This window comes from Mycobacterium sp. 3-98, from assembly GCF_035918355.1.
GTDB lineage: Bacteria > Actinomycetota > Actinomycetes > Mycobacteriales > Mycobacteriaceae > Mycobacterium > Mycobacterium intracellulare.
Genome location: NZ_CP142360.1, coordinates 373,576 through 397,159, shown reverse-complemented (window position 1 = coordinate 397,159; position 23,584 = coordinate 373,576). Strand labels below are relative to the sequence as shown.

Annotated in this window: 27 protein-coding genes; 20 read left to right on the top strand and 7 right to left on the bottom strand. The window is 67.0% G+C overall.

Translation table 11 applies throughout. The features are described 5' to 3' along the window. Positions 1 to 36: 36 nt before the first annotated feature. From QGN30_RS02010 to QGN30_RS01995, 4 genes are read left to right on the top strand one after another with little or no spacing between them, the layout of a single operon-like run. Positions 37 to 1,425, top strand: a complete 1,389-nt coding sequence (locus tag QGN30_RS02010) for an FAD-dependent oxidoreductase (protein WP_248923316.1) — start codon at positions 37 to 39, stop codon at positions 1,423 to 1,425. Continuing rightward, positions 1,422 to 1,853, top strand: a complete 432-nt coding sequence (locus QGN30_RS02005) for an SgcJ/EcaC family oxidoreductase (RefSeq protein WP_248923317.1) — start codon at positions 1,422 to 1,424, stop codon at positions 1,851 to 1,853. Before QGN30_RS02010 ends, QGN30_RS02005 begins: the two co-directional genes overlap by 4 nt. 55 nt (positions 1,854 to 1,908) lie before the next feature. After that, positions 1,909 to 2,493, top strand: a complete 585-nt coding sequence (locus QGN30_RS02000; RefSeq protein ID WP_248923318.1) for an arsinothricin resistance N-acetyltransferase ArsN1 family B — start codon at positions 1,909 to 1,911, stop codon at positions 2,491 to 2,493. Next, positions 2,490 to 3,446 (top strand): dipeptidase, encoded by a 957-nt coding sequence (locus QGN30_RS01995; RefSeq protein ID WP_248923319.1) that lies wholly within the window; start codon positions 2,490 to 2,492, stop codon positions 3,444 to 3,446. The genes QGN30_RS02000 and QGN30_RS01995 overlap by 4 nt, the downstream gene beginning before the upstream one ends. A 21-nt stretch (positions 3,447 to 3,467) precedes the next feature. Here QGN30_RS01995 and QGN30_RS01990 read toward each other — a convergent pair whose 3' ends face one another. Together QGN30_RS01990 and QGN30_RS01985 are read right to left on the bottom strand one after the other, a co-directional pair. Further along, entirely contained in the window at positions 3,468 to 4,169 is a 702-nt protein-coding gene (locus tag QGN30_RS01990; RefSeq protein WP_326566216.1) for an Mce protein, read from the bottom strand. After that, on the bottom strand, positions 4,169 to 4,780 hold the full coding sequence (locus QGN30_RS01985; protein ID WP_416366842.1) for a hypothetical protein: 612 nt from the start codon (positions 4,778 to 4,780) through the stop codon (positions 4,169 to 4,171). The genes QGN30_RS01990 and QGN30_RS01985 overlap by 1 nt, the downstream gene beginning before the upstream one ends. 328 nt (positions 4,781 to 5,108) lie before the next feature. Between QGN30_RS01985 and QGN30_RS01980 the strand changes: the two genes are divergently transcribed. From QGN30_RS01980 to QGN30_RS01920, 13 genes are all read left to right on the top strand, one after another. Next, positions 5,109 to 5,978: an MlaE family ABC transporter permease gene (locus QGN30_RS01980; protein WP_008262772.1), complete on the top strand. Its 870-nt coding sequence runs from the start codon at positions 5,109 to 5,111 to the stop codon at positions 5,976 to 5,978. Between the two features lies 1 nt (position 5,979). Continuing rightward, entirely contained in the window at positions 5,980 to 6,837 is an 858-nt protein-coding gene (locus QGN30_RS01975) for an ABC transporter permease (RefSeq protein ID WP_008262773.1), read from the top strand. Continuing rightward, positions 6,838 to 8,409 carry an MlaD family protein gene (locus tag QGN30_RS01970; protein ID WP_248923322.1) on the top strand — a complete coding sequence of 524 codons (1,572 nt, stop codon included), beginning with the start codon at positions 6,838 to 6,840 and terminating at the stop codon, positions 8,407 to 8,409. Continuing rightward, positions 8,406 to 9,485 carry an MlaD family protein gene (locus tag QGN30_RS01965; protein ID WP_095562384.1) on the top strand — a complete coding sequence of 360 codons (1,080 nt, stop codon included), beginning with the start codon at positions 8,406 to 8,408 and terminating at the stop codon, positions 9,483 to 9,485. The genes QGN30_RS01970 and QGN30_RS01965 overlap by 4 nt, the downstream gene beginning before the upstream one ends. Then, positions 9,478 to 10,524, top strand: coding sequence for an MCE family protein (locus tag QGN30_RS01960; RefSeq protein ID WP_009955638.1), 1,047 nt, complete (start codon positions 9,478 to 9,480; stop codon positions 10,522 to 10,524). The genes QGN30_RS01965 and QGN30_RS01960 overlap by 8 nt, the downstream gene beginning before the upstream one ends. Then, positions 10,521 to 11,636 (top strand): MCE family protein, encoded by a 1,116-nt coding sequence (locus QGN30_RS01955; protein WP_201358573.1) that lies wholly within the window; start codon positions 10,521 to 10,523, stop codon positions 11,634 to 11,636. The genes QGN30_RS01960 and QGN30_RS01955 overlap by 4 nt, the downstream gene beginning before the upstream one ends. A 2-nt stretch (positions 11,637 to 11,638) precedes the next feature. Further along, entirely contained in the window at positions 11,639 to 12,871 is a 1,233-nt protein-coding gene (locus QGN30_RS01950) for an MlaD family protein (RefSeq protein ID WP_014378796.1), read from the top strand. Further along, on the top strand, positions 12,868 to 14,118 hold the full coding sequence (locus QGN30_RS01945; RefSeq protein WP_009955634.1) for an MlaD family protein: 1,251 nt from the start codon (positions 12,868 to 12,870) through the stop codon (positions 14,116 to 14,118). Before QGN30_RS01950 ends, QGN30_RS01945 begins: the two co-directional genes overlap by 4 nt. A gap of 31 nt (positions 14,119 to 14,149) precedes the next feature. Then, positions 14,150 to 14,743 (top strand): hypothetical protein, encoded by a 594-nt coding sequence (locus tag QGN30_RS01940; protein ID WP_009955632.1) that lies wholly within the window; start codon positions 14,150 to 14,152, stop codon positions 14,741 to 14,743. 12 nt (positions 14,744 to 14,755) lie between these two features. Next, on the top strand, positions 14,756 to 15,553 hold the full coding sequence (locus QGN30_RS01935; protein WP_248923323.1) for a mannan-binding family protein: 798 nt from the start codon (positions 14,756 to 14,758) through the stop codon (positions 15,551 to 15,553). Positions 15,554 to 15,682: 129 nt separating this feature from the next. Further along, positions 15,683 to 16,942, top strand: coding sequence for a TetR/AcrR family transcriptional regulator (locus tag QGN30_RS01930; RefSeq protein ID WP_095579729.1), 1,260 nt, complete (start codon positions 15,683 to 15,685; stop codon positions 16,940 to 16,942). Between the two features lie 271 nt (positions 16,943 to 17,213). After that, on the top strand, positions 17,214 to 17,438 hold the full coding sequence (locus QGN30_RS01925; protein ID WP_014710781.1) for a hypothetical protein: 225 nt from the start codon (positions 17,214 to 17,216) through the stop codon (positions 17,436 to 17,438). Between the two features lie 12 nt (positions 17,439 to 17,450). Next, complete coding sequence (locus QGN30_RS01920) at positions 17,451 to 17,822, top strand: hypothetical protein (RefSeq protein WP_009955627.1); 372 nt, start codon at positions 17,451 to 17,453, stop codon at positions 17,820 to 17,822. A gap of 53 nt (positions 17,823 to 17,875) precedes the next feature. Here the strand turns inward: QGN30_RS01920 and QGN30_RS01915 are convergent, their stop codons facing one another. The 3 genes from QGN30_RS01915 to QGN30_RS01905 form a co-directional block, all read right to left on the bottom strand. Next, positions 17,876 to 18,043, bottom strand: coding sequence for a hypothetical protein (locus QGN30_RS01915; RefSeq protein WP_009955626.1), 168 nt, complete (start codon positions 18,041 to 18,043; stop codon positions 17,876 to 17,878). A 67-nt stretch (positions 18,044 to 18,110) separates the two neighbouring features. Then, positions 18,111 to 18,896 carry a hypothetical protein gene (locus QGN30_RS01910; protein ID WP_095579731.1) on the bottom strand — a complete coding sequence of 262 codons (786 nt, stop codon included), beginning with the start codon at positions 18,894 to 18,896 and terminating at the stop codon, positions 18,111 to 18,113. Beyond that, positions 18,893 to 19,318, bottom strand: a complete 426-nt coding sequence (locus QGN30_RS01905; protein ID WP_009955624.1) for a hypothetical protein — start codon at positions 19,316 to 19,318, stop codon at positions 18,893 to 18,895. The genes QGN30_RS01910 and QGN30_RS01905 overlap by 4 nt, the downstream gene beginning before the upstream one ends. A gap of 71 nt (positions 19,319 to 19,389) precedes the next feature. On the opposite strand from QGN30_RS01905, the gene QGN30_RS01900 reads away from it, so the two are divergent. The 3 genes from QGN30_RS01900 to QGN30_RS01890 are packed head-to-tail and all read left to right on the top strand — an operon-like array spanning position 19,390 to position 21,862. Further along, positions 19,390 to 19,935: a hypothetical protein gene (locus tag QGN30_RS01900; RefSeq protein ID WP_009955622.1), complete on the top strand. Its 546-nt coding sequence runs from the start codon at positions 19,390 to 19,392 to the stop codon at positions 19,933 to 19,935. Continuing rightward, positions 19,932 to 20,240, top strand: coding sequence for a PE family protein (locus QGN30_RS01895; RefSeq protein WP_009955621.1), 309 nt, complete (start codon positions 19,932 to 19,934; stop codon positions 20,238 to 20,240). Before QGN30_RS01900 ends, QGN30_RS01895 begins: the two co-directional genes overlap by 4 nt. A 2-nt stretch (positions 20,241 to 20,242) precedes the next feature. Further along, entirely contained in the window at positions 20,243 to 21,862 is a 1,620-nt protein-coding gene (locus QGN30_RS01890; protein ID WP_225331989.1) for a PPE family protein, read from the top strand. Between the two features lie 9 nt (positions 21,863 to 21,871). Here QGN30_RS01890 and QGN30_RS01885 read toward each other — a convergent pair whose 3' ends face one another. Then, entirely contained in the window at positions 21,872 to 22,561 is a 690-nt protein-coding gene (locus tag QGN30_RS01885; RefSeq protein ID WP_014378803.1) for a class I SAM-dependent methyltransferase, read from the bottom strand. A gap of 84 nt (positions 22,562 to 22,645) precedes the next feature. After that, entirely contained in the window at positions 22,646 to 23,545 is a 900-nt protein-coding gene (locus QGN30_RS01880; RefSeq protein WP_233042328.1) for a class I SAM-dependent methyltransferase, read from the bottom strand. Positions 23,546 to 23,584: the final 39 nt, after the last annotated feature.

The following is a 23,584-nucleotide window of genomic DNA, read 5'->3' as shown; positions in this document are numbered from 1 at the left end:
AAACCGTGTGGGCTCCTCTGTTCACAGGCCTGTGCCGTGAACGCCTCGCGTGAGCACGCCGTTGTGCTAGGTGCGGGGATCGCGGGTCTGCTTGCCGCGCGGGTACTTTCGGATGTCTACGACTCGGTGTGCGTCATCGAGCGTGACAAGACTCTCGGCCTTCCCATTCACCGGAAGGGTGTGCCACAAGGGCGTCACATCCACAATTTCCTGAGCCGCGGCACGCAGGTGCTCGCCGAACTGTTTCCCGGGCTGATTGACGAGCTGGGCGCCGCCGGTGCGGTTGTCATCGACGACGGCGACTTGTCGCGGCTTTATGTGCGGGCGGGCCGCTACGAGCTCCAACGTGCGGGCACGTTGACCGATCCCACGGCGGTGACGTTGTGCCTGGCGACGCGACCTTTTGTGGAGTCCCATGTGCATCGACGCGTCGCGAATCTGCCCAACGTGCGGTTTCTCGAGGGCCATGAGGTGATCGAGCCGCTCACCGAGGCAAATGCTATTGCCGGCGTGCGAATAGTGCAGCACGACAACGGCACGCCGGGGGACCTGGCCGCCGATCTGGTCGTCGACGCGATGGGCCGGTCCGCCCGCACCCCGGCGTTTTTAGAGGGGATGGGCTACGGACGCCCGCCCGAGACGCGCTCCACCGCCATGCTGGGCTATTCCAGCCAACTGCTGAGCATCCCTAACGGATGCATCAACGAGCAGATGGTCGTGTTCAACCTCGGGCTCCGTGGCAAGCCCGGCGGGCTGCTGCTGGCCTGCGAGAACGACACCTGGATGTTCGCGGTCGCCCGCACCATCGACACGGGCGGGGCGCCACCCGATTTCGCCACCATGCTTGCGCTGGCCGAGGGTGCATTGCCCCCGGAAATCATGGACGGGCTACGCCGCGCGCACCCGCTCGCGGACATTGCCACCTTCCGCAATCCCGCGGCGGTTTGGCGGCGCTACGACCACATGACGAGACTCCCCCGCGGACTGCTCGTCATCGGCGATGCGCTCTGCAGCCCTAACCCGGTGTACGGGCAAGGCATGACAATGGCGGCGCAGCAAGCGCTGGCACTGCGTGACTGCCTACGCGGCGGCGACGCCGACTTGGCCCAGCGCTTCTTCCTCATGGCGGCACGCGGCATCCGGCCGACATGGGCGATGAATCAGGTCAACGACCGCAACTGGTCGTCGAACCGCAAGCCTTCCCTGCAACGGCGGCTGCGGGGCCGTCTGGTCGGGGCGTTGCTGAACGCCGCCGGCGACGACACCGCGGTCACCGAACGCCTGCTGCGGGTCACTCACCTCGTCGACCCACCGGTGCGGCTGCAGGACCCCACGTTGTTGCTTCGCGTCCTTCGAGCCAACTTGCGGCAACGATTCCGACGGGCGCAGCAGCATCGACACCATCGATTGCGGGAGGCATTGTGACGACCGGTGAGCGGCGGACCGACGAAGACGCGATCCGCGGGCTGATCGATCAGCAGGTAAGGGGTTGGGCGGCAGGCGATCCCGACGCCTACGCCAGTGTCTTCACCGCGGATGCGGACTACGTCACCTTTCTGGGCGCCCACCATACGGGCCGCGACGCGATTGCGGCGTCGTACGCCCCGCTGTTCCGCAAGCTCCTCAAGGGCACCCGGCTACGGATCGACGTCGCCCAGCTCCGGTTTCTCACACCCGACGTGGCGCTGATTCACGCGAACGCGACGGTGGTGAGGCGGCGACGCAACCGGCGCAATGCCCGGGTGAACACGAGTGTCGCGGTGCGGACCGACGGGCGCTGGTTGCTCGCGTCTTCGCAAAACACCACGCATCGCCCGTTCACAGAAGCCCTTATGGCCAGGTTCTTTTCCTGAAGGCCGCGACCATCGGCCGTCGTGCGGCTAGCCTTCTGTGGTCGTGAGGCTAAGAATGGCCACACCCGAGGACGCGGGCGCCATCGTGGACATCTATCTGCCGTATGTGCGGGACACCCCAGTGTCCTTCGAGACGGTCGCCCCGAGCGTTCAGGAGATGCGGTCGAGGATGACCACCACGCTGGCAACGCTGCCCTGGCTGGTCGTCGCGGACAGTCGAGGCCCCAAGGGATACGCCTACGCAAGCCCACACCGGGCACGGGACGCCTACCGTTGGTGCGTCGATGTTTCAGTGTACCTCGACACATCCGTTCAGGGCCGGGGACATGGCCGCCGAATTTACACGGCGCTGCTGAATGTGCTTGTCGCACAGGGGTACATCAATGCCTATGCCGGCATCACGCTTCCCAACGCTGCCAGTGTCGGTCTGCACGAAGCCTTGGGCTTCACCCCGGTCGGCGTCTTTCGCGACGTGGGCTTCAAGCGACAAAGATGGTGGGATGTCGGCTGGTGGCATCGTCGCTTGGCCGACCCGCCCGCGTCCCCGCGCGAACCGAGGCCCTGGCCCGAACTCGCCGATCGGACCGTAGACTCCGCGCTCGAGGGTAACGGCTCGCCTCAGGAGAGTTCACCACCATGACCGCCCTGTTGTGGGACCAGCACACGTGCCTGCCGCTCGCCACCGACGCCGACATCGGGCCGCTGACTCGTTACCAATACCCCGGTGGCACGGTGCTTTCGGTCAACGCGGGATATTCACCACACAGCTTCAGCGACGCCGTGGCGCTGCTGGATCACTATCGTGCCGCGATCGACGACCACCCCGGCCTGGAATTGGCGGCCACCCTCGGTGAGGTAGACGCGGCGACCCAAGCCGGGCGCATCGCGGTCGTCTTCGACCTGGAAGATTCACGCCCGCTTGACGACGACCTGGAGAATCTGCGGAGGCTGGCGAACCTGGGAGTGCGCACCCTGTTGCCGACCTATAACAACGCCAACCGCGCGGGCAGCGGCTGCCTCGACCGCACCGACGGCGGCCTCACCGCCTGGGGCCGTGCGATCGTCGCGGAACTGAACACGGTCGGCATCGTTCCCGACGGGTCTCACTGCAGTGCGCGCACCGGTCTCGACATGTGCGAGGTATCGACCGGCCCGGTCATTTACAGCCACTCATGCATGCGCGCGTTGTGGGACCATCCCCGCAACATCACCGACGATCAGGCCCGGGCCTGCGCGCAGACGGGCGGTGTCATCGGCATCACCGGCGTCGGCATCTTCCTCGGACCCAACACGCCCACGCTGGAAGCGATGACACGGCACCTCGAATACGCCGTCGACCTCGTCGGCATCGAGCACGTCGGTATCAGCACCGACTTCTGTTTCGACGCCGCCGATTTCGCCAACGAGCTGCGCCGCAATCCCCACCTGTTCGACGCCAGCTACACCCGCTGGGGCCCGATCCAGTGGGTGCCGCCGGAAACCTTTGTGACACTCGGTGAGCACCTGCGGGGAAGGGGATGGAACGGTCGTGACATCCACGCGGTCCTCGGTGGCAACTTCTATCGGGTGGCCAAACAAGCCTGGCGCGCCTGAACAGGCCACCGGCGCATCACTTCACGGCAGTTCGACCTTGCTGGCCAGCCATCGGCCGTCCACCTTTTCCATCGTCATCTTTACCCTGCTGCGGTCCAGCTGAGGTGCCGGCGCCGCACCGTTGCTCACCGACTGATCCACGAACAGCACGACGTCCACCTTGTCCTCGGTCGCCGACTGGACCGCCGCGTCGACGACGTTGCCGTGCGCCGCCGCCTTGTTGTCGATGAGCGTTTGGCGCAGCTGGGCGCTGGATTTCGTGTACATGTCCTTGAACTCGCCGGTCGAGCCGTCGAGGACTTCGGCGAAGTTCTTGTCGATCGCGTTGGTGTCCACGCTGGTCAGCGCGAGGATGTATTTCTTTGCCGCAGTGAGTGCTTGGGCCGCCGCCACGTCCTTCTGGTGATGCTGGAACAGCAACCAGCCCTCGTATCCGGCGCCGGCGAGTACGACCGCCAGAATCAGAGCGGCCGCCCAACGAGCGACGTTGACCCGCCGGCCCTTTCGCTTGCTCGGACGCTGATCGTCTTCCCCGTCGGCAGAGCCCTCACCGGGGTCCGTGTCCGGGGAGGCGTCGGCCGGTGGACGGCTGACGTCGTCGTCCTCGGCCTCCGCCGCTTTCGTGTCTTCGGCAACTTCTGTGCCTTCTGCGGCGATTCGGAAGCGACTCACCAACCACGTCCGTGGGTTGCCGACTGTTCGTAGCGATGGGCGATGGTTCATCAGTTACATGCGCCGGAGTCACGCAGCGCGTTCGCCCAGCCGATGGCCGAGACGATATTCGCGTGGGTGACGCCCGACGGATCCTTTCTCTTGATGCTGTCGCTGATCCGGGACAACTGAAATGCCAAGTGGACCATGGATTCCCCGCCGTATAACGGCGAATAGGGGCCGAAGTTGTCGGGTTCGTTGGTGATGATCAGCGGCTTCACCCGCGGGCCCAGAAAGGCCGTCGACCGATCGATGTTGGCGACAACGGCATCGGCGTTCCGCTGCACGCCGCCGGCCGTGTAGTCGTCATGGTGGTCACCGAGGTGGCGATTGAAGTCGTTGATCTGGCCCATCAACGGATCGAATTGGGACTTGAACCATTGGCAGGAGTCGGACATTCCGCCGATCATCTCGGGGGTCACCCGAGAGGTGAACGTGTTGTAGGGCCAGACGTCGAAGTTTGGTGACCAATCGCTGGGCGCGGGCGTGAACGCCGGCTGCGGTGGGGGAGGTTCACCCGGATCGGCGTAGGCGGTGCCGGAAAGCACGACGGCGGTCGCGAGCAGCGCCTGGCCGGCACACACGATGCCTCCGCCCGCCTGTCGCAACATCGCCAGAATCATCCGCGCCTTCCCCGAGAACACGATAACTCGCGACCGCTCTAACCAACCATTTAGTCGACAAATGTCCAGTAACATCTGTGGCCTGGAACGGGATCTTCTCGCGAAGTCGGCGTCGCGTCAAGGACCCGCTGGCAGGCGAAGATGCAAAGTGACCACGGGTCATAGCGGCACCAGGCGGGGCCATTGAGCGCCAAATCTGCACAAAGTGCAAAGTGAGATCTTTCGCATAGCCTGAATAGCGGTTAACATAGCCGCCCGTGGGGGCACAGCAAAGGTTCACCGATGAACAGCCGTACCGGCGAGTGACCGCGCCGAGGCGCATCCGGCGATGACCGCCCAGGACGATCGCCCGCTCACCGAGGATCGGGCGCCCGACAGTGTGGCCACCATCCAGGAGTGGTCCGCGGGCTATGTGGTGCGGCACCCCCTCGCCTCGCTGAACACACTGGGCGAGCAGTACATCCTCGCGGTCCGCACGGTCGAGTACTGCATGGTCGACCTGTTCACCGGCCGCTTCCAGTGGGCGGAGTTCGTGCGGCAGGGGGCCTTCATGGCGGCGACCGCCGTGCTGCCCACGGTCCTGGTGGCGCTGCCCATCGGGGTGACGCTGTCCATCCAGTTCGCCCTGTTGGCCAACCAGGTCGGCGCGACCTCGCTGGCGGGCGCCGCCAGTGGGCTCGCCGTGATCCGTCAGGCCGCCTCGCTGGTGGCCGCGGTGCTGATGGCATCGGCCGTCGGGTCCGCCATCACCGCGGACCTCGGGTCTCGGACCATGCGCGAAGAAACCGACGCCATGGAGGTCATGGGGGTCTCGGTAATCCGCCGCCTGGTCGTCCCTCGCTTCGCCGCCGCCATCATGGTCGGCGTGGCGCTGACCGGAATCACCTGCTTCGTCGGCTTTTTGGCCAGTTATCTGTTCAACGTCTACTTCCAACGCGGCGCACCGGGAAGTTTCGTGGCGACGTTTTCGTCGTTCGCCACCACGGAGGACATGATCGTCGCGCTGCTCAAGGCCGTGATCTACGGAGCCATCGTGGCGGTAATCGCCTGCCAAAAAGGGCTTTTCACCAAGGGCGGGCCGGCGGGCGTGGCCAACTCGGTGAACGCGGCCGTGGTGGAGTCGATTTTGGTGCTGATGATCGTCAACGTCGGGATCAGCCAGTTGTACAACACGCTGTTCCCCAGGACGGGACTGTGAAATGACGGCCTCCGCATACGTTCCCGGACTCGCACGACCGTTCATCGGCGCGTACCGGGTCGCGGCCGCACCTACCATGCGGCTGGGACACATGCTGGTCTTCTTCGTCCGTGCCGTGCTCGCGGTGCCGATCGTGCTTCGGCAATACCGCACGGAATTCCTACGATTGCTGTCGAACATCGCATGGGGCAACGGCTCGATCGTGGTCGGCGGCGGCACCGCCGGCGTCGCGGTGGTCCTCGGCTTCACCGCCGGCGCACTGGTGGCCGTGGAGGGATACAACTTTCTCAACCTGCTCGGCCTCGGCCCCGCCACCGGGATCATCTCGTCACTGGTCAACACCCGCGAACTGGCGCCCATCATGGCCTCCCTGGCGTTCGCGATGCAGGCCGGCTGCCGGTTCACCGCCCAACTCGGCGCCATGCGCATCGCCGAAGAGATCGACGCCCTGGAATCCCTGGCGATACGCCCCATCCCGTTCCTGGTCACGACGAGGTTGATGGCCTCCGTCATCGCCGTCATCCCGCTCTACATCGCCTGCCTCGCCGTCACCTACCTCACGTGCCAGGTGGTCGCCAACATCATCAGCGGCGGATCGATCGGCCCGTACCTGCACTACTTCACCATGATGCTCAGCGCCAAGGACATCGCCTACTCGGTACTCAAATGCGTTGTCTTCGTGTGGCTTTCCTCCACTGTGCAGTGTTACTACGGGTTCTACGCCGCGGGCGGACCCGAGGGCGTGGGCGTCGCGGCCGGCCATGCCATGCGGGCGAGCATCACCGTCGTGATCATGGTCAACATGTTGCTCACGATGGCGCTGTGGAGCATCGACGCCGGCGCGAGATTCGGTGGCTGAATGGCCAATTCGCTAGATTTCGACGGGCGGGGCCCCACCGACCAACAGCTGGTGGCCCTGGGCGCGGCGGTGCTGCTGATCGCGGGGCTGATCACGGGAAGCCTGCTGCTGAAGTCCACCGGCCGGCTCAACGACTACATCCGCGTGGTCGCCGAGCTGACGAACGTGGGCGATGGGCTGCCGGCGCGGTCCGATGTCAAATACCACGGGCTGCTCGTCGGCGCCGTCGACAACGTCGTCCCGGCGGCCTACGGCAAGCCGAACTGCGTGCACATCAACCTCAAACCCGAATACGCCAAGGACATCCCGAGCGCGGTGACCGCGCGCGTGGTGCCCAGCAACGTGTTCGCGGTCTCGTCGGTGCAACTCGTCGACGGCGCCCCGAGCCCGAGCATCCGCAACGGGACGCGCATCCCCGAGGACCTGCAGCTGTCGACGGTGATCTTCCAGACCACGATCAGCAAGCTACGCGACATCCTGGCCGCGACCGGCCGGGGCCGCGAAGACCACAGTGTCGGCATCCTGGCCGCCGTCGCGGCCGCCACCAACAACCGGCGCGGCACCTTGCTCAACGCCGGCGCGCAGCTGACCCGGGTGCTCGACGAGCTCAATGCCATCGTGACCACCGACCCCGGCCCGTCCACGGTCTCCGCGCTGCTGGACGCCACCCGCGGCCTGCAGGCCACCGCGCCCGACCTCGTCGACGTCTTGCACGACGCGGTCAAACCGATGCAAACCCTGGCCGAAAAGCGCGAGCAATTCCGGTCTCTGGTCACCGGCTCGCGCCACACCTTCGGCGTGAACCGGCAAGCGTTCGACAACCACACCGACCAGCTGATCGAGATGAGCCAGAACCTCACGCCCGCCCTCGGCGTGTTCGCCCTGAACAGCGACAAATTCGTCCCCATCTTCACTCGGCTGAACCGGCTGTCCGACAAGTTCTTCGAAGAGGTGTGGGACCCGGAAATGGACACCGGGAACATGCGAGTCAATCTGGCGCTCACCCCGACCTACACCTACACCCGCGCCGATTGCCCGCGGTATGGTCAGTTGCTCGGGCCGAGCTGCTACACCGCCCCGACCATCGCGGTGCGCCCGGACCTGCCCGAGGTGTTGTTGCCGCAGAACTACCACGCGCCAGCGGATTTGGCGCCGCCCCCGGGCACGCAGATCGGACCCGATGGCAACCTCACCGCGGTGGGCCCGCCCCTGTTCAACCCGAATCCCAGCCTGGAAGACCCCAACCCGCCGTTGCCGTGGTGGCCGTGGCAGATCGGCCCGACACCCCGCGTCCCGGGGACCGCCGACCCCGACGACGCGCCGCCGGCACCGGCGCCGGGACCGCCTCCCCCGAGTCCGGGCCCGCCCGACGCGGCCGCGCCGGCGGCCTACGGCGGCAACGTCGGCCCGGTGGGCAGCCAACACGAACGTGACCAACTCGGCGCGATCACCGGCCAGGGTCGTCCGGCGTCGGTGGCGACGCAACTGCTGCTGGGCCCGGTGGCGCGCGGCGCCACGGTCTCCCTGAAACCACGGCAACCGCAGCCGGCGCCGGGTGGTGAGCCGAAATGAAGGTACGCGGACCGCTGATCGGGCTGTCGCTGTTCATGGCGATCGCCATCGCCGTGACGTGGATGGTGTACGCCACCCTGCGGCGCGACGTGGCTGGGCCGACCACGCGGTACGCGGCGATGTTCACCGACGTGTATGGACTACGCATCGGTGACGACGTCCGCATGGCCGGCGTGCGGGTGGGCCGCGTCGAAAACATCGAACTGGCCGGCAAATTGGCGAAGGTCTCGTTCATCGTCGAGAACGACCAGCACCTGTACGGCAACACGGTCGCATCGGTGACCTACCAGAACATCATCGGGCAGCGGTATCTGGGGTTGTCGCTCGGGGAAACCGGCAGCAGGGGAACGCTTTCGGCGGGCAGCGTGATACCGGTGCAGCAGACCGACCCCTCCTTTGACGTCGGCAAGCTGCTCAACGGTTTCGAGCCGCTGTTCACCCTGCTCAACCCCAAAGACGCCGACGACCTGACCAAGGGGGTCCTGCAGTCGCTGCAAGGCGACCAGGCGTCCATTCCGCTGCTGGTGCAGCAGACCTCGACGATCACGCGGACGCTGTCGGCGCGCGACCAGTCGTTGGGCGACCTCATCAGCAATCTCACCAAGGTCACCGACACCGTCGCGCGGCAAAACGACGACCTCGACCACGCCCTCGATCAAACCCGCTCCGCGGTAGCCAATTTCGATGCCCGCCGCCCGGCGCTGCAGGACTCGGTGGGTTCGATCGCCCGGGTTACCCGCCGCCTCGCGGCGATCGCCGATGACGTCGACCCGTCATTGAACCAGCTGATCACCCGGGAGCCGGGATTCAGCAAGCACCTGGCCGGAATCGAGCCCCAGCTGGCGTTCACCGGTGACAACCTCCCCCTATTGCTCAAGGGTTTCGCGCGGGCGCTCAGCGAGGGTTCCTACGGCAACGCCTACGCGTGTGACCTGAACGCGACGGGCTTCTTCCCCGGGCTCAACGACATCACCACGTTCATCGTCAACGCGGCCACGCCCGGAAACGCGTATCCGATCACCACGAAGAACATGGGGTGGCACACCCCGCGATGCAGGAACATGGCCAATGGCTGACGCACTGAGAACCCGATGGCTGCGCTGGCGACCGCTCGAGTCCTACAACAGGACCTGGCTCGGGCTGGGCGGGCTGGCGGTGGTCGCGGTCCTCGTCGCGGTGTCGCTGGGGATCAAGCTTCTCGGCGTCGGTTACACCCATTACACCGCCGAATTCCTGCAAGCCGCCACGCTGCGGCCCGGAAACCCCATCACAATCGCCGGGATCGAGGTCGGGCACGTCACCAGCATGAAACTCGACGGCGATCACGTCGAAGCGGGCTTAAGCGTGCGGGACAACGTCGCGCTGGGCAAGGACACCCGGGCGGTCATCAAGGTGATGACCATCCTCGGGTCGCGCTATCTGGAGCTGGTGCCCGACGGCCCGGGATCGATTCCGGGCAAGACGATCACCCTGTCCCACACGGCGGTGCCCTACGACCTGCAGTCTCTGCTCGAAGACGCCACCACCACATTCGAGCAGGTCGATTCCGACCAGTTCGCGCAGTCGCTCGCCGTGCTGGGCAAGCAACTGGGCGGGGTGCCCCCGCTGGTTCCGCAGGCGGTCGCGAACCTGCAGACGTTGTCGACGATCACCGCCGACCGCCGGGGACAGCTCGGCACGCTGCTGAAAAGCACTCAGCGAGTGGTCAATACGCTGCGGCGCCAGCAGACCAACATCGGGCATCTGATGGATCAAGGGCAGGACCTGCTCGGCCACCTGGTGGCCCGCCAGGCCACCTTCCACGCCATGTTCGCGGCGCTGACCGAGCTTGTCGATCAGCTCGACAAGGTCGTCGTCACCAACCGCCCCATGCTCGACGAACTGTTCGTCAACCTGCATGACCTGACGAACATGATCGGCCAGCACGACGACTTGGTGCGCAACACGCTGCAGGTCGCCCCGGTGGCGCTGCGGGGCTTGACGAACGCCACCGGCTACGGTCCGGTCGTCGAATTCAACCTGCCCAACGGGCTCGCCATCGATTCGTGGATGTGCGCCATCAGTGGCCGCGCGAAGGAATTCAAGATGATCCAGTACTTCAAGGACTGCAAATGATTCCCGGTCGGCGCAGGCTCATCGCCGTCGCGGCCGTGGCAGCCGCGGCGGCGGCCGTCGCCATCGGCGTGGTAGGGCACTATGTCAAATCCCGACTAGACACGATGACCGTGATCGCTCAATTCGACAGCGCCGCAGGCCTTTACGAGGGGAACGTGGTCGCGGTGCTCGGCATGCCGGTGGGGAAGGTCAGCAAGGTCACGTCCAAAGGCAGCTACGTCGAGGCCGAGCTGACGGTGGACAAGAAGGTCAAGATCCCCGCTGCGGTCCGTGCCGTCACGATCACCACCTCGATACTCACCGACCGCCAGGTTGAATTGACCCCGCCATACCGGAGCGGACCGGTGCTCAAGAACCACGACACCATCGGACTGACCAGGACGAAGACGCCCGTGGCGTTCGACCGCGTGCTCGACATGCTCGACAAAGTCTCCAAATCGCTCAAGGGCGACGGGAAAGGCGGCGGCCCGGTCGCCGACCTGAGCGACGCGGCGGTCGCCATCACCGATGGGAACGGCAAGAAGATCCTGGCCGCCCTCGACGAGCTTTCCAAAGCGCTGCGCCTCAGCTCCGAGCGTGGCGTCACCACCCGCGAGCAACTGACCACCATCGTCACCGACCTCAGCTCGATCACCGAGGCGGCCGCGCGCAACGACGCCAAGGTACGCGAGTTCGGTTCCACCACACGGCAGCTCAGCCAGATCCTGGCGGACGAGAAGTTCGGCACCGGCGCCACCGGGCGGACCATCAACCGGATACTCGAAGAAGTCACCACGCTGATCGAGAACAATCGCGACAACCTCAAGCAGGCCGTCCGCAACGGGGACACGGTCGCCAAGACGGTTGTCGCGGATCAGCGCGTCGTGGCCGAGATGCTGGACGTGCTCCCGCTGACACTGGAAAACCTGTACAACACCGTCGACCGCACCAATGGCGCGATCCGTGTGCACGGCCTGCTCGACAAGGCGCTCACCGACAGCCAGTCGGCCAAGGAGCTGTGCAATCTGATGCACTTGCGCCAATTGGGCTGCAGCACAGGGACGCTCCAGGATTACGGCCCGGACTTCGGGCTGACCTATATCCTGGACGGCCTCTCGGCGATGGGGCAGTAGCGATGACCTGGGGCAAGCACAAGGCAGCGGCGGCGGCGCTGAGCGCGGTGATGGTCAGTGCGGGCTGTGCCACCAACGGCCTGGCCAGTTTGCCGCTGCCGGCACCGGGAATCGGCGGCGGTGGATATTTGCTCAACGCCGTGTTCTCCAACGCCCTCAATCTGCCCGCCCATGCCAAGGTCAAACTCGCCGGAGCCGACGTCGGGCAACTCGAGAAGATGGTCGCGCGCAACTACACCGCGGTGACCACCCTGCGCATCATGGACGGCGTGCGCATCCCCGTCGGCAGCACCGCGGAGCTGCGATCCGCGACACCGCTCGGCGACGTGTTCGTCGCCATCAAGCCACCGACCCCGGTGGACCCGAATGCGCCGCTGCTCAAGGGCGGCGAAACCATCGGGCTGCCGGCCACCCGCGCCGCCGCCACCGTCGAGAGCGTGCTCAGCTCGGCCGCGCTGCTCGTCAACGGCGGTGCGGTTCGCAACTTCACCAACATCGTCAACGGCGCCGGGAAGGCGACAGGCGACCAGGGACGCGCGTTCGGCGACCTGATCAACCGGACCAATCTATTGCTGGGCAAGCTCAACGCCCGATCGGAGCAGATCGACGCGGCGGTGACCGAGACGGCGGGCCTGGCCGATCGCCTGGATGAGAAGAACCAGGCGATCACCGAGGTCTTGCAGGCCGTCGGCCCGGCCACGAACGTGTTGTCCAGCAACGCCGATGAAATCGCCGACGTGGTCGACGAACTCGGCGCCACGACCCGGCAGCTCTCCAAATTCCCCTCCATCGCCGGCACCGACAAGACAGGCCGCAGCGTCATCAAGGACGCCAACACCATCGCCGCCGCCTGGAACGACGTGGTGCTGAGCCCCGATACCAGCCTCGCCGCGCTGAACCGGCTGATCCCGCCGTTCGTGAAAACCACGTCCAGCGACGCCATTTCGGTACGCGGAAGCTTCGACCGGCTGGTCATGGGATCGCGACCCGGTACCGGGGCGGAGACCGGGGGGTTCAAGGGCGACCCGGCATTTCACGGACCCATGCGCCGCGACTGGAACTACATGATCGGCTCGATCAAGTACGTGCTGTGGCGCCTGCAGGAACGCGTCGTGGGTCGCGGGCCGCAAACGCCGATGGGCCAGACCCCGTGGACGCCGAGCGGTCCGCCCCTCCCCCCAGCGCCCGGGGGAGAAGCGCCGCCCGATCCCATCAACCCGGAGCCACCGCGATGATCGACACCCTCGCTCGAATCATCGTCGCCGCGGTCCGAGCCGGCCACCGCCAGCGCGCCTGGCTGTCCGGCCTCGCCCTGGTGCTCACCCTCGTGGTCGGCCTGGCCTACCTGGCGATCGGTGCCCTGCGCATCAATCCGCTGGACTCCACCTTCCAGGTCACGATCCGGCTGCCCGAATCCGGCGGGTTGCTGGCCAACCAAGACGTCTCCGTCCGCGGGATCCGGGTCGGGCGGATCCAGTCGCTGCGACCCACACCCACCGGTGTCGAGGTGATCGCAAACATCAACGCGAACACCAAGATTCCCGCCGCCAGCCCGGTGCGGGTGTCCGGACTCTCGCCCGCCGGCGAACAGTACATCGATTTCGAGCCCGCCTCCAACAGCGGACCGTTCCTGTCGAACGGCAGCGTGATCGGCCCACAGCGGACCACGACTCCCATCCCGCTGTCCCAGGTGCTGGCCGACGCCGATGGGATGCTCGCCCAAGCCGACCCGAAGAAGCTCGAAATCGTGAAGCGCGAACTGAGTTTGAGCAAGGAGGGCCCGCAAAAGCTCACCGACATCATCGACGGTTCGACGTTCCTGCTCTCGACGATGGACCCGGTGCTGCCGCAGACCGTCAGCATGCTCAAGACCAGTCGCGTCGTCCTGACCACCCTCTCCGACAAGAATGCCGGGCTCGCGGTCGCCGCACGCAATGTCGGCGACCTCATGACCGGTGTGAACAAAATGGACCGCGGCTATCGCAAATTCGTCGACCAGACACCGCACGCGATGTCGTCGGTGGACAACCTGTTCGACGACAACTCCGACACCATGGTCGGGCTGCTGGCCAACCTGGTGACCACCGCGCGGATCATCTATGTCCGGGTTCCTGCCTTGAACGCGGTCTTCCCGAACTACCGGGGGTCCACGCTCGAGGCCCTGATGACGACCATGCACGAGCACGGGCTGTGGGCGACCGCCGACATCTACCCGCGCTACACCTGTGACTACGGCACCCCGCGCCGGCCGTCGTCGTCGGCGGACTACCCCGAACCGTTCCTGTACACCTATTGCCGCGACGACGACCCCCAGGTGTTGATCCGCGGCGCCAAGAACGCCCCCCGGCCGGGCGGCGACGACACCGCGGGCCCCCCGGCCGGCGCCGACCTCGGCCAAACCGCGGATCCAACGCCCAAGGGCCGGTTCACCATTCCCACGCCGTACGGCGGACCGGTGCTGCCGATCGAACCACCCCACTGACCTACCGATGCCCAGACCTCGAGGAGACACCGTGACCGTGACCGCCGACCAAGAATGCGACACCACCGAGGACATCGAGAAGCCGCCCGACGATGGCGAAGACGCGTCGGATGCCGGGGAGAAGGACCCGAAAACCGCGGCGCGCCAGCGGAAAAGGTACGCCCGCGTCGCCGTGGTGGCCGCCGTCTACCTGGGCGCATTCGGCCTTGCGGGCGGGCTGGGCTGGAAGCTGTGGGATGAGCACACGGTGACTCAGGCCGGGCAGGCGGCCCAGCGAACCGCGATCGATTACGCCCAGGTGCTGACCAGCATCGACTCCAACCAGGTCGACCAGAACTTCTCCGCCGTACTCGACGGCGCCACTGGGGAATTCAAGGACACCTACACCAAGGCCAGCGTGCAGCTTCGGCAGCTGTTGGTTGACAACAAGGCCACCGCGCACGGCACGGTCGTCGACTCCGCGATCGAATCCCTGAGCAAAACCAGGGTGGTGGTGTTGTTGATGGTCGACCAGACGGTCAGCAATGCCGTGCGTCCCGACGGCCGCGTCGACCGGAGTCGGATGAAGATCACGATGGACAATGTCGGCGGCCATTGGCTGGCCAGCAAAGTCGAACTCCCCTAGGACGTTTCGGTCATGCGGATTATCCGGCTCTCGGCCAGTGTCGCGGCGGTGGCCGCGGCGGTGGCCACGGCGGTGTTGACCGCGCCGCCGGCGTCGGCGTCGGCGCAGTCGTTTTGCGGCGACCTCGGCGGCGACTGGGACGGACAGTACTGCCACGCCTCGGTGACATCCGAGCGAAAAGCCGTGCGCGACATCAAGATGGCCCTGCCGGGCGATCTGGTCGAAAACCCGACCAGCGGCCCCGCGATTCGCGAGTACCTGCACACCCTGATGAACAACTGGCGCGCGAAGGGCGCCTCGATGGTCCAAGACAGCTGGGGCGAGGAGAACTTCCAAGTCTTCTCGCATGGGCGCGCGCTCAGCGTCGCCTTCCACGAGGACTACCACGCCGACGGGCCGTCGTTCAACAACGCCTATCGCACGTTCACCTTCGACATGGCGTCCGGACGGCGGCTGCAGCTGGCTGACATCACCAAACCCGGTGTCGACCCGCTGACCGCTATCCCTCCGTTGGCCGAACCCTTCATTCAGGAGGCGCTCGACCGCGCCGCGTGGCAACACACCCCGGGGACATATCCGTTCACCGTCGACCGCTGGACACCGGAAAACGTGTTCTCCGGGGGCTACAAGGCGTGGGCGCTCACGCCCGACGAGCTGATTCTCTACATGCCGGACTACCCGGTCGGGCACGACTCCCCGATCCAGTACGGGCAGTCCCAGCAATGGTTTATGGACGGAGGCACCGTTGAGCCACACATCCCGCTCAGCGCGCTCAGCCCGGTGCTGCGGCCGGAATTCGGCGGGGCGTAACGGGGTTAGACGTCCAATGACCTCGCGTACGACGCTGCGCCCGGCCGGGCGGCCCCACCTTGCCGTCCCCACAAAACCGGCGGTCCACCGATCGCCCGATCAGCCGCCGCTGCGGCTACGGTGATCTGTATGCCATCGGCTAGCCGCTCGTCTGCGGATCACGTCAAGCGGCGCCCGAAGGACCGCAAGATCCAGATCGCCCGCGCCGCCACCGATGCCTTCAGCGAGCTGGGCTACCACGCCGTCAGCATGGAGAACATCGCGGCGAGGGTCGGGATTTCCGCGGCCGCGCTGTACCGGCATTCGCAAGGCAAATACGACCTGTTCCGCGATGTCGTCTTGGCGCTGGGCCAGCAACTGGTCGACGCGACGGCGTTCGCCGACGACGTGCCCGCCGACGCCGATCCCGAAAAGGTCCTCAGCGCGCTCACCCGTGCGCTGATCGACACCACCATCGTCAACCGCACCACCGGCGGGCTGTATCGGTGGGAAGGCCGCTATCTGCGCGGGGACGACCAACGCGCTTCGGCGGAGCAGATCAAGCTGATCAACCGGCGCCTGCAGCGGCCGTTGGTCAGGCTGCGCCCCAAACTCACATCGCGGCAACGCTGGTTGCTGTCGGCGGCCACGTTGAGCGTCATCGGCAGCATCACCGACCATCGGTCCCGCCTCGGCAACGCGGAGATCCGGGCGGCGCTCACCGATATCGCGACCGCGGTGTTGCACGCCGAGTTGCCGGCGCAGCACCCACGCGGCTCCGAACCGCTGCGGACGTCGACCCTGACCAGCGCCGCGGGTAGCTACGAGCTGCTGCTCCACGAGTCGATGCGCCTGTTCAACGAGCGCGGTTACCGCGAGACCGGGATGGAGGACATCGCCGCCGCGGTGGGCATACCGGTTGCCAGCATCTACCAATACTTTCCGGGGAAGGCCGCCATCTTGGCGGTCTACTACCGGCGCGCCGCCGACCAACTCTCCGGCGACCTGTCCAGCATCCTGGCCACCAGCGACGATCCGGAGCAGGCACTCGCCCGGCTCATCGACGCCTATGTGACCCGGTCCTTCGCCAACCCCGAGCTCGCGTGCGTCTATTACACCGAGCGTCACAACCTGCCCGAGTCAGATGCGGTGCTGCTCTACAACATTCAGCGCTCGACCGTCGAATCCTGGGCCCGGTTGGCCGTCGCGGCAAGACCGGAACTCACCCTGGGACGCGCGCGGTACGCCGTGCACGCCGCGTTCGCGCTCGCGGTGGACATCGGGCGACTCGTGTACCCCGACACCAGTCAGTCCGCCACACTCACGGTTCGTCGCCTGATGGAAGTGACGGTGCTGGGGCGGCCGGCCGCATCGCCCGACACGGTCGGCGAGATCCGACAACGTCGCTGAAAGACAATTCACTCCGAAGAACCGCGCTGCACTTGCTGTGATGCGTGCGCAGCGACCGACGAGTCGGTGGTACTGAACGTGCTGTTGCAGCAGCATATCTCCGCGTGAAGTCGTCATGCCGATCACCGCCGGCCGGTCCCCTGCACTACCAAAACGTGCGAATCGGGATTAACATATTCAGCGTCTAGTCCGCGCGCCGGAATGTGGTGGTCCTCATCGCTTGGTGTGGGCCGGCGGCAATTCCGGCGGCGCCCGCGCGAAAGGGACGCTCATGCTCGCCAGACTCCGCAAGCTCCTCGAGTATCAGTTGAGCATCGCCGAACTGCTGGGACTGGGCATCCTGCTGGGTACGCCGTACCTGATCGTCGGCGTGATCTGGTCGAGCACCCACACGGCGCATCTGCACGACATGCACGGCGTCGATTTGGTGGTGTCGTTCCTCGGCTCGATCGTGTCCTGGCCGGTGCTGCTTTTCGCCAACGTGTGCATGACCTAGGGGCTCAGGGGGATGGTCACCCGCGGACCGCTCATTGTCTTCGCGGCGGTGGTGTTCTTGGCCGGCGGACTTTTCGCGCTCCGGTTCCCGGTTTTCATCGAGGCCTACGACCAGTTCGGTTGGCAAGTCAAATGCGGCAGCGGTTTTACCACCGATCTGACCCAGGCCTCCAATGCGGAGAAGAAGCCGCCCGGCCAAAAGGCAAGCGCCGGTGCGCCGCACGCGGCGGGCAACAACTACGTGCGCCAGTGCAATAACGCGCTGATGGCCCGGCGCGCGTGGGCGATCCCCGCGGCCGCCCTCGGGGGCCTGACCCTGACCTGGGTGGCGGCCGCGGCGCTCGCCCACGATCGCCGAGCCCGCATCGAGCACAGCGAAGGCTGATCGACAATAATCGGGATCCGAAAACGCTTGGTAATCAACAGTTGTCGGTGAGCCTATCGCGTGCTCTCGTCGGGGGTGTCATGCCGCGACTGGTGCAAACCCGGCGCGTTGGGGTCTTCGTGCTGGTGCTCGAGCTGTTCCTGCAGTTTGCGTTGTTCCTCGGTTGTCTTCCGCGCGTCCTGGGGCGCAGCGGGCGAGTCGGCGTTGACTTCCTGATCCACCGGGATCTCCTCCGAACGTCTGCGATGGCTCCTGTCAGGGTCGCCCGAATCGCACGCGTCGAAACACTCAATACCGTTTGACCACGGCGCGCGGGGCGGTTCGCCAGGCTCTGCCGCCCCCGTCCCGACCGCGCGGCGGCTCGAGAAGCAGGACGGCCAGTCCGTCGAGCAGCACCGGGCGCACCCAGTCGCCCAGTTCGATCACCTCGCCGGGTGTCGGCTGGCGGTGCAGGTCGTCGCGGGCGAGATCGATCGGTGTCAGGGTGCGGACGGTGTCGAGCGTGGCGTGATGGGGCAGCTTGCGGATGCCGGGCAGGGTGATGAACAGGCCGTCGTTGCCGGACAGGTGCAGTCCGATCGCCGCCAGCGCGCCGGTCATGCCCTCATGGGTGCCGCCGTGTCCCGACAGATGCACCCCGAGCGCCGCCCCGAGTTCGCGGGCTTCGCTGGGATGCAACACCTCTCGTTTGGCGCGGCGACCGAACTCGATGAGTGGCGCTGCGTCGTCGAGATCCCCCGGAATGACGACGGCGAGGCCGGGGTCGGCGTCGGGTGGGCAGACCCGTTCCAGGAATCGCCCGGCGAGTTCGATGATTTCGCCTCGTGCCCCGTGGGGGTCGCCGTCGGCGCTGCGCCAGGCCAGGCAGGCGCTCGAGTTGTGGGACGTATAGGGGATCCGGTCGTCGACGAGCAGCTGGTGACGGGTGGCGCCGGCGGGGGCGCCGAGGCCCGCCGCCGCCAACTCGCGAAGCAGCGCGCGGGCGCGCCGACCGGTGCCGGGTGTGTAGGCGTTGTCGGTGTCGTCGATGCCGACGAGCAGGTCCACACCGGCGAGCGCGACAGCTTCGGTCATGGGTTGACCACCAGGGCGGTGACATCGCGAACCCATTGATCGCGGCTGAGCCGCGCGCCCGTCAGCTTGAGCGTGTTGCGTTTGGTGAAGCTGAGGATGGTCTGATCGTCGAGCGCGGCGGCGATCAGCGTCTGGGCCGGGTCACGCCCCTCGACCCGGACCCGGGTGGCGTCGGCCGCGCCCGCCGCGTTGAGAATCGAGCGCACGCTGGGCCCCTTCTGGGCCTGTGCTCCGTGCGATTGCGGCGTGGTGATCTCCACCTGGGGGAGCTGCTGCAGCTGCGCGATGGTGAACTGGTCGAGGACGCGGTGGTTGTCCTGGACGACGAGCCGGTTGTCGGTCCCGGAGGGGCCGCACGCCGCGATCCCAGCGCTGACGGCCAGGACCGCGACTGCCCGAAGCGACGGCGTATAGCTGCGCATTTTCGGATCCTATCCTGTGAATACGCCGCAAATGAGGGTCAGGGTAGCTGCTCGCAATTTATGCTTTCCGGATGACCGTGATGCAACGCCCCGCGGCCGGCTTCATGGCCGCCCGCGAGGCGGTGTTCCCCCTGCTTGCCGCCGCCACGATCGTCGCCTCCACCGATGTCCGGATCCCGCTGGGCCTGCCCGGGCACCGTGGATTGGTCTGGCTGACCCTCTTGGTGGCGGTGGCGCTGGTAACCGTCCGGCGCGAGACGGTACTCGTGGTCGGGGCGGCCTCCACGGTGGCGACGTTGCCGATGCACGGGTGGGGCGACCCGTTGTGGAGTAGTCGCTATGTGGCCGCGGCGGCGTTGCTGTACACCGCCGCCGCGCTGCCGGCGGTGCGGGTGCGGCGATGGTTGTTGGCGCCAGCCGCCGCCCCGATTCATCTTGTCGCACTGGCCAGTTCGGTGTTCGGCCTGCGCGCCGGCGGTCATGTGTCGACCTGGGTGTCGAGCGGGCTGCTCGAAAAGGCCGGCTGGCATCTGGTTTTCGGATTGTCAGCCGGTCTGCTCGCCTGGGTGGCGGCGATGTTCATGGGCAGAAACCGATGTGAGGAGTGGCCGCTATGACGCTACGAGTCCTTCCCGAGGGCCTGGCCGCGACGAGCGCGGCGGTGGAGGCCATCACCGCCCAGCTCGCGGCCGCACACGCGGCCGCCGCCCCGGTGGTCTCGGCGGTGGTTCCACCGGCGGCCGATCCGGTATCGCTCGGAGCCGCCGCGGTTTTCAGCGGCAGGGGCAGCCAGCATACGGCCGCGGCGGCCAAGGGCGTCGAGGTGTTGGGCCGGGCCGGGCTGGGTGTGAGCCTCGCGGGCGTCGGTTACGCCGCCCAGGACGCGGCGGACGCGGCGACGTACCTGGGGGCAGGCGGCTGACGATGACCGCTCCGGTATGGATGGCGCTGCCCCCCGAGGTGCATTCGACGTTGCTGAGCAGTGGTCCCGGGCCGGGCCCGCTGCTCGCCGCGGCGGGCACCTGGGCCGCCCTGAGCTCCCAATACCAGTCGGCGGCAACGGAATTGACGGCGGTACTGACCGGATCGGCCGGGGTGTGGGATGGCCCGACCGCGGAAACGTATGTCGCCGCGCACATGCCGTACCTGGCCTGGCTGGAGCTGGCCGGCACGCTGAGCGCCGAGGCGGCCGCCCAACATCAGGGGGTGGCCACCGCTTACACGGCCGCCCTGGCCGCGATGCCGACGCTGCCCGAGTTGGCCGCCAACCATGCCATGCACGCCGCCTTGGTGGCAACGAATTTCTTTGGGGTCAATACGATTCCGATTGCGCTCAACGAGGCCGACTACGCGCGGATGTGGACCCAGGCGGCCACCACGATGAGCACCTATCAGGTCACGACCGAAGCCGTGCAATTGACCAGCGGCGCCGGGTCGGGCGGTGGCAAGGGGACCGGCACTGGAACCGGGGCCGGCGCGGGGACCGGCACCGGGACCGGAACTGGGGCGGGCGGCGGGACCGGAACTGGGTCAGGCGGCGGCGGCGGGCAGGGGTCGTTCCAATTGCCCACACCCGAAGAGATCTGGGAGATGCTCTTCGGGCCCGACGGCGAAAAGATCCCCGGCCAGGGACAGCCGAACTGGAGCCCGTCGGAGTATCTGCAGAATCTGGGGAACTTCTTCAACGGAAACGCCCAGGCGCTGGCGTGGCTTCAGCAGAACGCGTCAGGTCTGCTCAACCCGTCCACATTCCCGGCGCTGATGAATTATTTCATCGCCTGGCAGACCTTCCGGATCATCAACTGGACGATCAGGACGCTGCGGTTCATCCTCCAGGAGCTGCCGCTGCTGTTGCAGGTCGGCTTGAGCCTGTCCATCACCAGCCTGGGAGGACTCGCCGGACTGGCGGGTCTGGCGGGGCTGGCCGGGGTGGCTGCGCCGGCCCCGGCGCCCGTCGCCGCCCCGCAACCCGCCGTGGTGGGGATGCAGCCGCCGCTGGTGTCGGTTGCGCCGGCGATGGCTCCGATGGCCCCGGCCTCACCGGCGGCGCCGGTCACGTCGGTGGCGTCGGCCCCGGCGACCACGGTCTCCACCGTCGCGCCGCCCGCGGCGCCCCCCACGCCCCCCGCTCCGGTGACCGGCGCCGAGGGCTTCGGCTACATGGTGGGCGGCCTCGGCCTCGGCATGGGTTCGAAAGCGCAGAGCCGCACCAGAACCGAGCTACCGGCCGCGCAGGGCGCCGCGGCGCCGGCGCGCGTGAGCGCACCGGAACGGGAGCAGGCACGGTCGCGGCGCCGCCCGCGTTCGGTCATCGACCCCGGCTACCGGTACGAATTCATCGAGGCCGACGACGATTCCGGCGCGGTGAGCCCGTCCCAGCCCGTCCGCGCCCTGGCGTCGGACTCCCCTGGTGCGATCGAGGGTTTCACCGGGACGCTGCCCAAGCCCGGCGTGCGGGCGGGAGGCCTGATCACGTTGGCCGGCGATCAGCCCGGCGACGGCGCCCGTCTGCCGATGCTGCCGGAGAGCTGGGACGGCCCGTAGGTCACGCCGCTAACCGAGATGCGCGGACAGTAACCAGGCCCCTACGGACTTGCGGCCGTTGCCCTCGTCACGGATGTCGGCACCGGCGAAGGCCTGGAAGCCTTCCAGAAAGCTCTCCGGCACGTTGGCGTGGATACGTGCCGGGCGGATCTCGTCGATCACCCAGTACTTGGAGACCGCGTCGCGCAGTTCGTCTTCGGTGACCGCGTTGACCGGGCCATCGGCCGGCATGGCGGCGCGGTCAAAGACCAGCACGAAGTACGACGCTCCGGGCGCGGCGGCCCGCACGATCGACTGCTGATAGCCGTCGCGCAGCTCGACGGGCATCGAGTGGAACAGGGTGCTGTCGACGATGGTTCCGAAGCGGCCGTCGTACCCGGTGAAGGCACTGATGTCCGCGACGTCGAAGCTGGCGCTGGTCAGGCCGCGCCGGGCGGCCTTCTCGCGCGCCAACTCGATGGCGGTGGGCGACTGGTCCAGGCCCACCGTGGTGAAACCGCGTTCGGCGAGGTACAGCGACACCGCCGCCTCACCGCAACCGGCGTCGAGCACGTCGCCGTGGAACTTGCCGGCCTCGATGAGGGCCGCGATCTCGGGCTGCGGCTCACCGATGCTCCATGGCGGCCGGTTGCCCTCGCCCATCTCGGGGGCCTCGCCCCGGTAAGCAGCTTCGAACATCTCTTGCGTTGGCTGAGTCATACCACCATTGATATCAACCAACCTGATATGTGTCAACAAGGTTGATATAGCGGGGGATCGGCCCGGCGATGCCCGTGGTGGCTGCTACCGAAGTGTCGCGGTCAGGTAGCCCGACGCGTCGCCGAACGAGGCCAGCTCATCGTTGGGCACGCCGAACCCCTGGGCGGCGAAGGCCTGCTCGGTGGTCCGGATGTCGGTCTGCCACCCGCGCGCGGCGAGGTATTCGGCCGCGGTGTTGCGCTCGCCGGTGTAGAAAAGCTCGGCCAGATTGATGCTGGACCCGATGCGCCGTGACCGCTCGGTCAGCTTCTGTGCCCAATCCGACGGAATCTTGCGCAGGTCCAAGTGTTCTGTGGCGATCCGGCTGCCGGTCGCCGACGCGGCGGCGATGTTGTCGAACAGGCGGTCTTGCGCCTCGGGCGGCAAGTAGACGAGCAGGCCCTCGGCGCTCCAGGCGGTCGGTTGTGCGGCGTCGAATCCGGCATCCGCGAGCGCCGCCGGCCAATCGTCTCGCAGGTCGATCGGAACCGTCCGCCGCTCCGCGCCCGGCGCGGCACCCAGGCCGGCCAGCGTCCGCGTCTTGAACTCGATGACCTCGGGTTGGTCGATCTCGTAGACGATCGTGCCCGCGGGCCAGGCCAGCCGGTAGGCCCTGGTGTCCAGTCCGGACGCCAGGATGACGGCTTGCCGGATGCCCGAGCCCGTCGCTTGCAGGAAGAAGTCGTCGAAGAACCGGGTGCGCACCGTGATCTGTTCCTTGACGGCCTGGCGGTTCAGCAGCGGATCGTCGCTGCGGTCGAGCGGGCTGTCGAGGAGCTTGATGAAGGTCTCGGTGCCGACGGCGCGCACGAGCGGGTCGGCCCAGGGGTCGTTCAGCAGGGCGTCCGGGCCTTGGGAGGCGATCGCGCGCTGTGCGGCGACCGCTGTCGCGGTGGCTCCGACGCTGGACGCCAGATCCCACGTGTCGTTCTCGGTGCGGGCCACGCCAATCTCCTCTCGGCCACGAACGCCTGATTAGTTAGC

What these genes read in the sequence shown, in the direction of transcription:
- QGN30_RS02000 (WP_248923318.1), top strand. Translation starts at nt 1,909, where the DNA reads ATGGCCACACCCGAGGACGCGGGCGCCATCGTGGACATCTATCTGCCG.
- QGN30_RS01995 (WP_248923319.1), top strand. Translation starts at nt 2,490, where the DNA reads ATGACCGCCCTGTTGTGGGACCAGCACACGTGCCTGCCGCTCGCCACC.
- QGN30_RS01990 (WP_326566216.1), bottom strand. Translation starts at nt 4,169, where the DNA reads ATGAACCATCGCCCATCGCTACGAACAGTCGGCAACCCACGGACGTGG.
- QGN30_RS01985 (WP_416366842.1), bottom strand. Translation starts at nt 4,780, where the DNA reads ATGATTCTGGCGATGTTGCGACAGGCGGGCGGAGGCATCGTGTGTGCC.
- QGN30_RS01980 (WP_008262772.1), top strand. Translation starts at nt 5,109, where the DNA reads ATGACCGCCCAGGACGATCGCCCGCTCACCGAGGATCGGGCGCCCGAC.
- QGN30_RS01975 (WP_008262773.1), top strand. Translation starts at nt 5,980, where the DNA reads ATGACGGCCTCCGCATACGTTCCCGGACTCGCACGACCGTTCATCGGC.
- QGN30_RS01970 (WP_248923322.1), top strand. Translation starts at nt 6,838, where the DNA reads ATGGCCAATTCGCTAGATTTCGACGGGCGGGGCCCCACCGACCAACAG.
- QGN30_RS01965 (WP_095562384.1), top strand. Translation starts at nt 8,406, where the DNA reads ATGAAGGTACGCGGACCGCTGATCGGGCTGTCGCTGTTCATGGCGATC.
- QGN30_RS01960 (WP_009955638.1), top strand. Translation starts at nt 9,478, where the DNA reads ATGGCTGACGCACTGAGAACCCGATGGCTGCGCTGGCGACCGCTCGAG.
- QGN30_RS01955 (WP_201358573.1), top strand. Translation starts at nt 10,521, where the DNA reads ATGATTCCCGGTCGGCGCAGGCTCATCGCCGTCGCGGCCGTGGCAGCC.
- QGN30_RS01950 (WP_014378796.1), top strand. Translation starts at nt 11,639, where the DNA reads ATGACCTGGGGCAAGCACAAGGCAGCGGCGGCGGCGCTGAGCGCGGTG.
- QGN30_RS01945 (WP_009955634.1), top strand. Translation starts at nt 12,868, where the DNA reads ATGATCGACACCCTCGCTCGAATCATCGTCGCCGCGGTCCGAGCCGGC.
- QGN30_RS01935 (WP_248923323.1), top strand. Translation starts at nt 14,756, where the DNA reads ATGCGGATTATCCGGCTCTCGGCCAGTGTCGCGGCGGTGGCCGCGGCG.
- QGN30_RS01930 (WP_095579729.1), top strand. Translation starts at nt 15,683, where the DNA reads ATGCCATCGGCTAGCCGCTCGTCTGCGGATCACGTCAAGCGGCGCCCG.
- QGN30_RS01925 (WP_014710781.1), top strand. Translation starts at nt 17,214, where the DNA reads ATGCTCGCCAGACTCCGCAAGCTCCTCGAGTATCAGTTGAGCATCGCC.
- QGN30_RS01920 (WP_009955627.1), top strand. Translation starts at nt 17,451, where the DNA reads ATGGTCACCCGCGGACCGCTCATTGTCTTCGCGGCGGTGGTGTTCTTG.
- QGN30_RS01910 (WP_095579731.1), bottom strand. Translation starts at nt 18,896, where the DNA reads ATGACCGAAGCTGTCGCGCTCGCCGGTGTGGACCTGCTCGTCGGCATC.
- QGN30_RS01905 (WP_009955624.1), bottom strand. Translation starts at nt 19,318, where the DNA reads ATGCGCAGCTATACGCCGTCGCTTCGGGCAGTCGCGGTCCTGGCCGTC.
- QGN30_RS01900 (WP_009955622.1), top strand. Translation starts at nt 19,390, where the DNA reads ATGACCGTGATGCAACGCCCCGCGGCCGGCTTCATGGCCGCCCGCGAG.
- QGN30_RS01895 (WP_009955621.1), top strand. Translation starts at nt 19,932, where the DNA reads ATGACGCTACGAGTCCTTCCCGAGGGCCTGGCCGCGACGAGCGCGGCG.
- QGN30_RS01890 (WP_225331989.1), top strand. Translation starts at nt 20,243, where the DNA reads ATGACCGCTCCGGTATGGATGGCGCTGCCCCCCGAGGTGCATTCGACG.
- QGN30_RS01885 (WP_014378803.1), bottom strand. Translation starts at nt 22,561, where the DNA reads ATGACTCAGCCAACGCAAGAGATGTTCGAAGCTGCTTACCGGGGCGAG.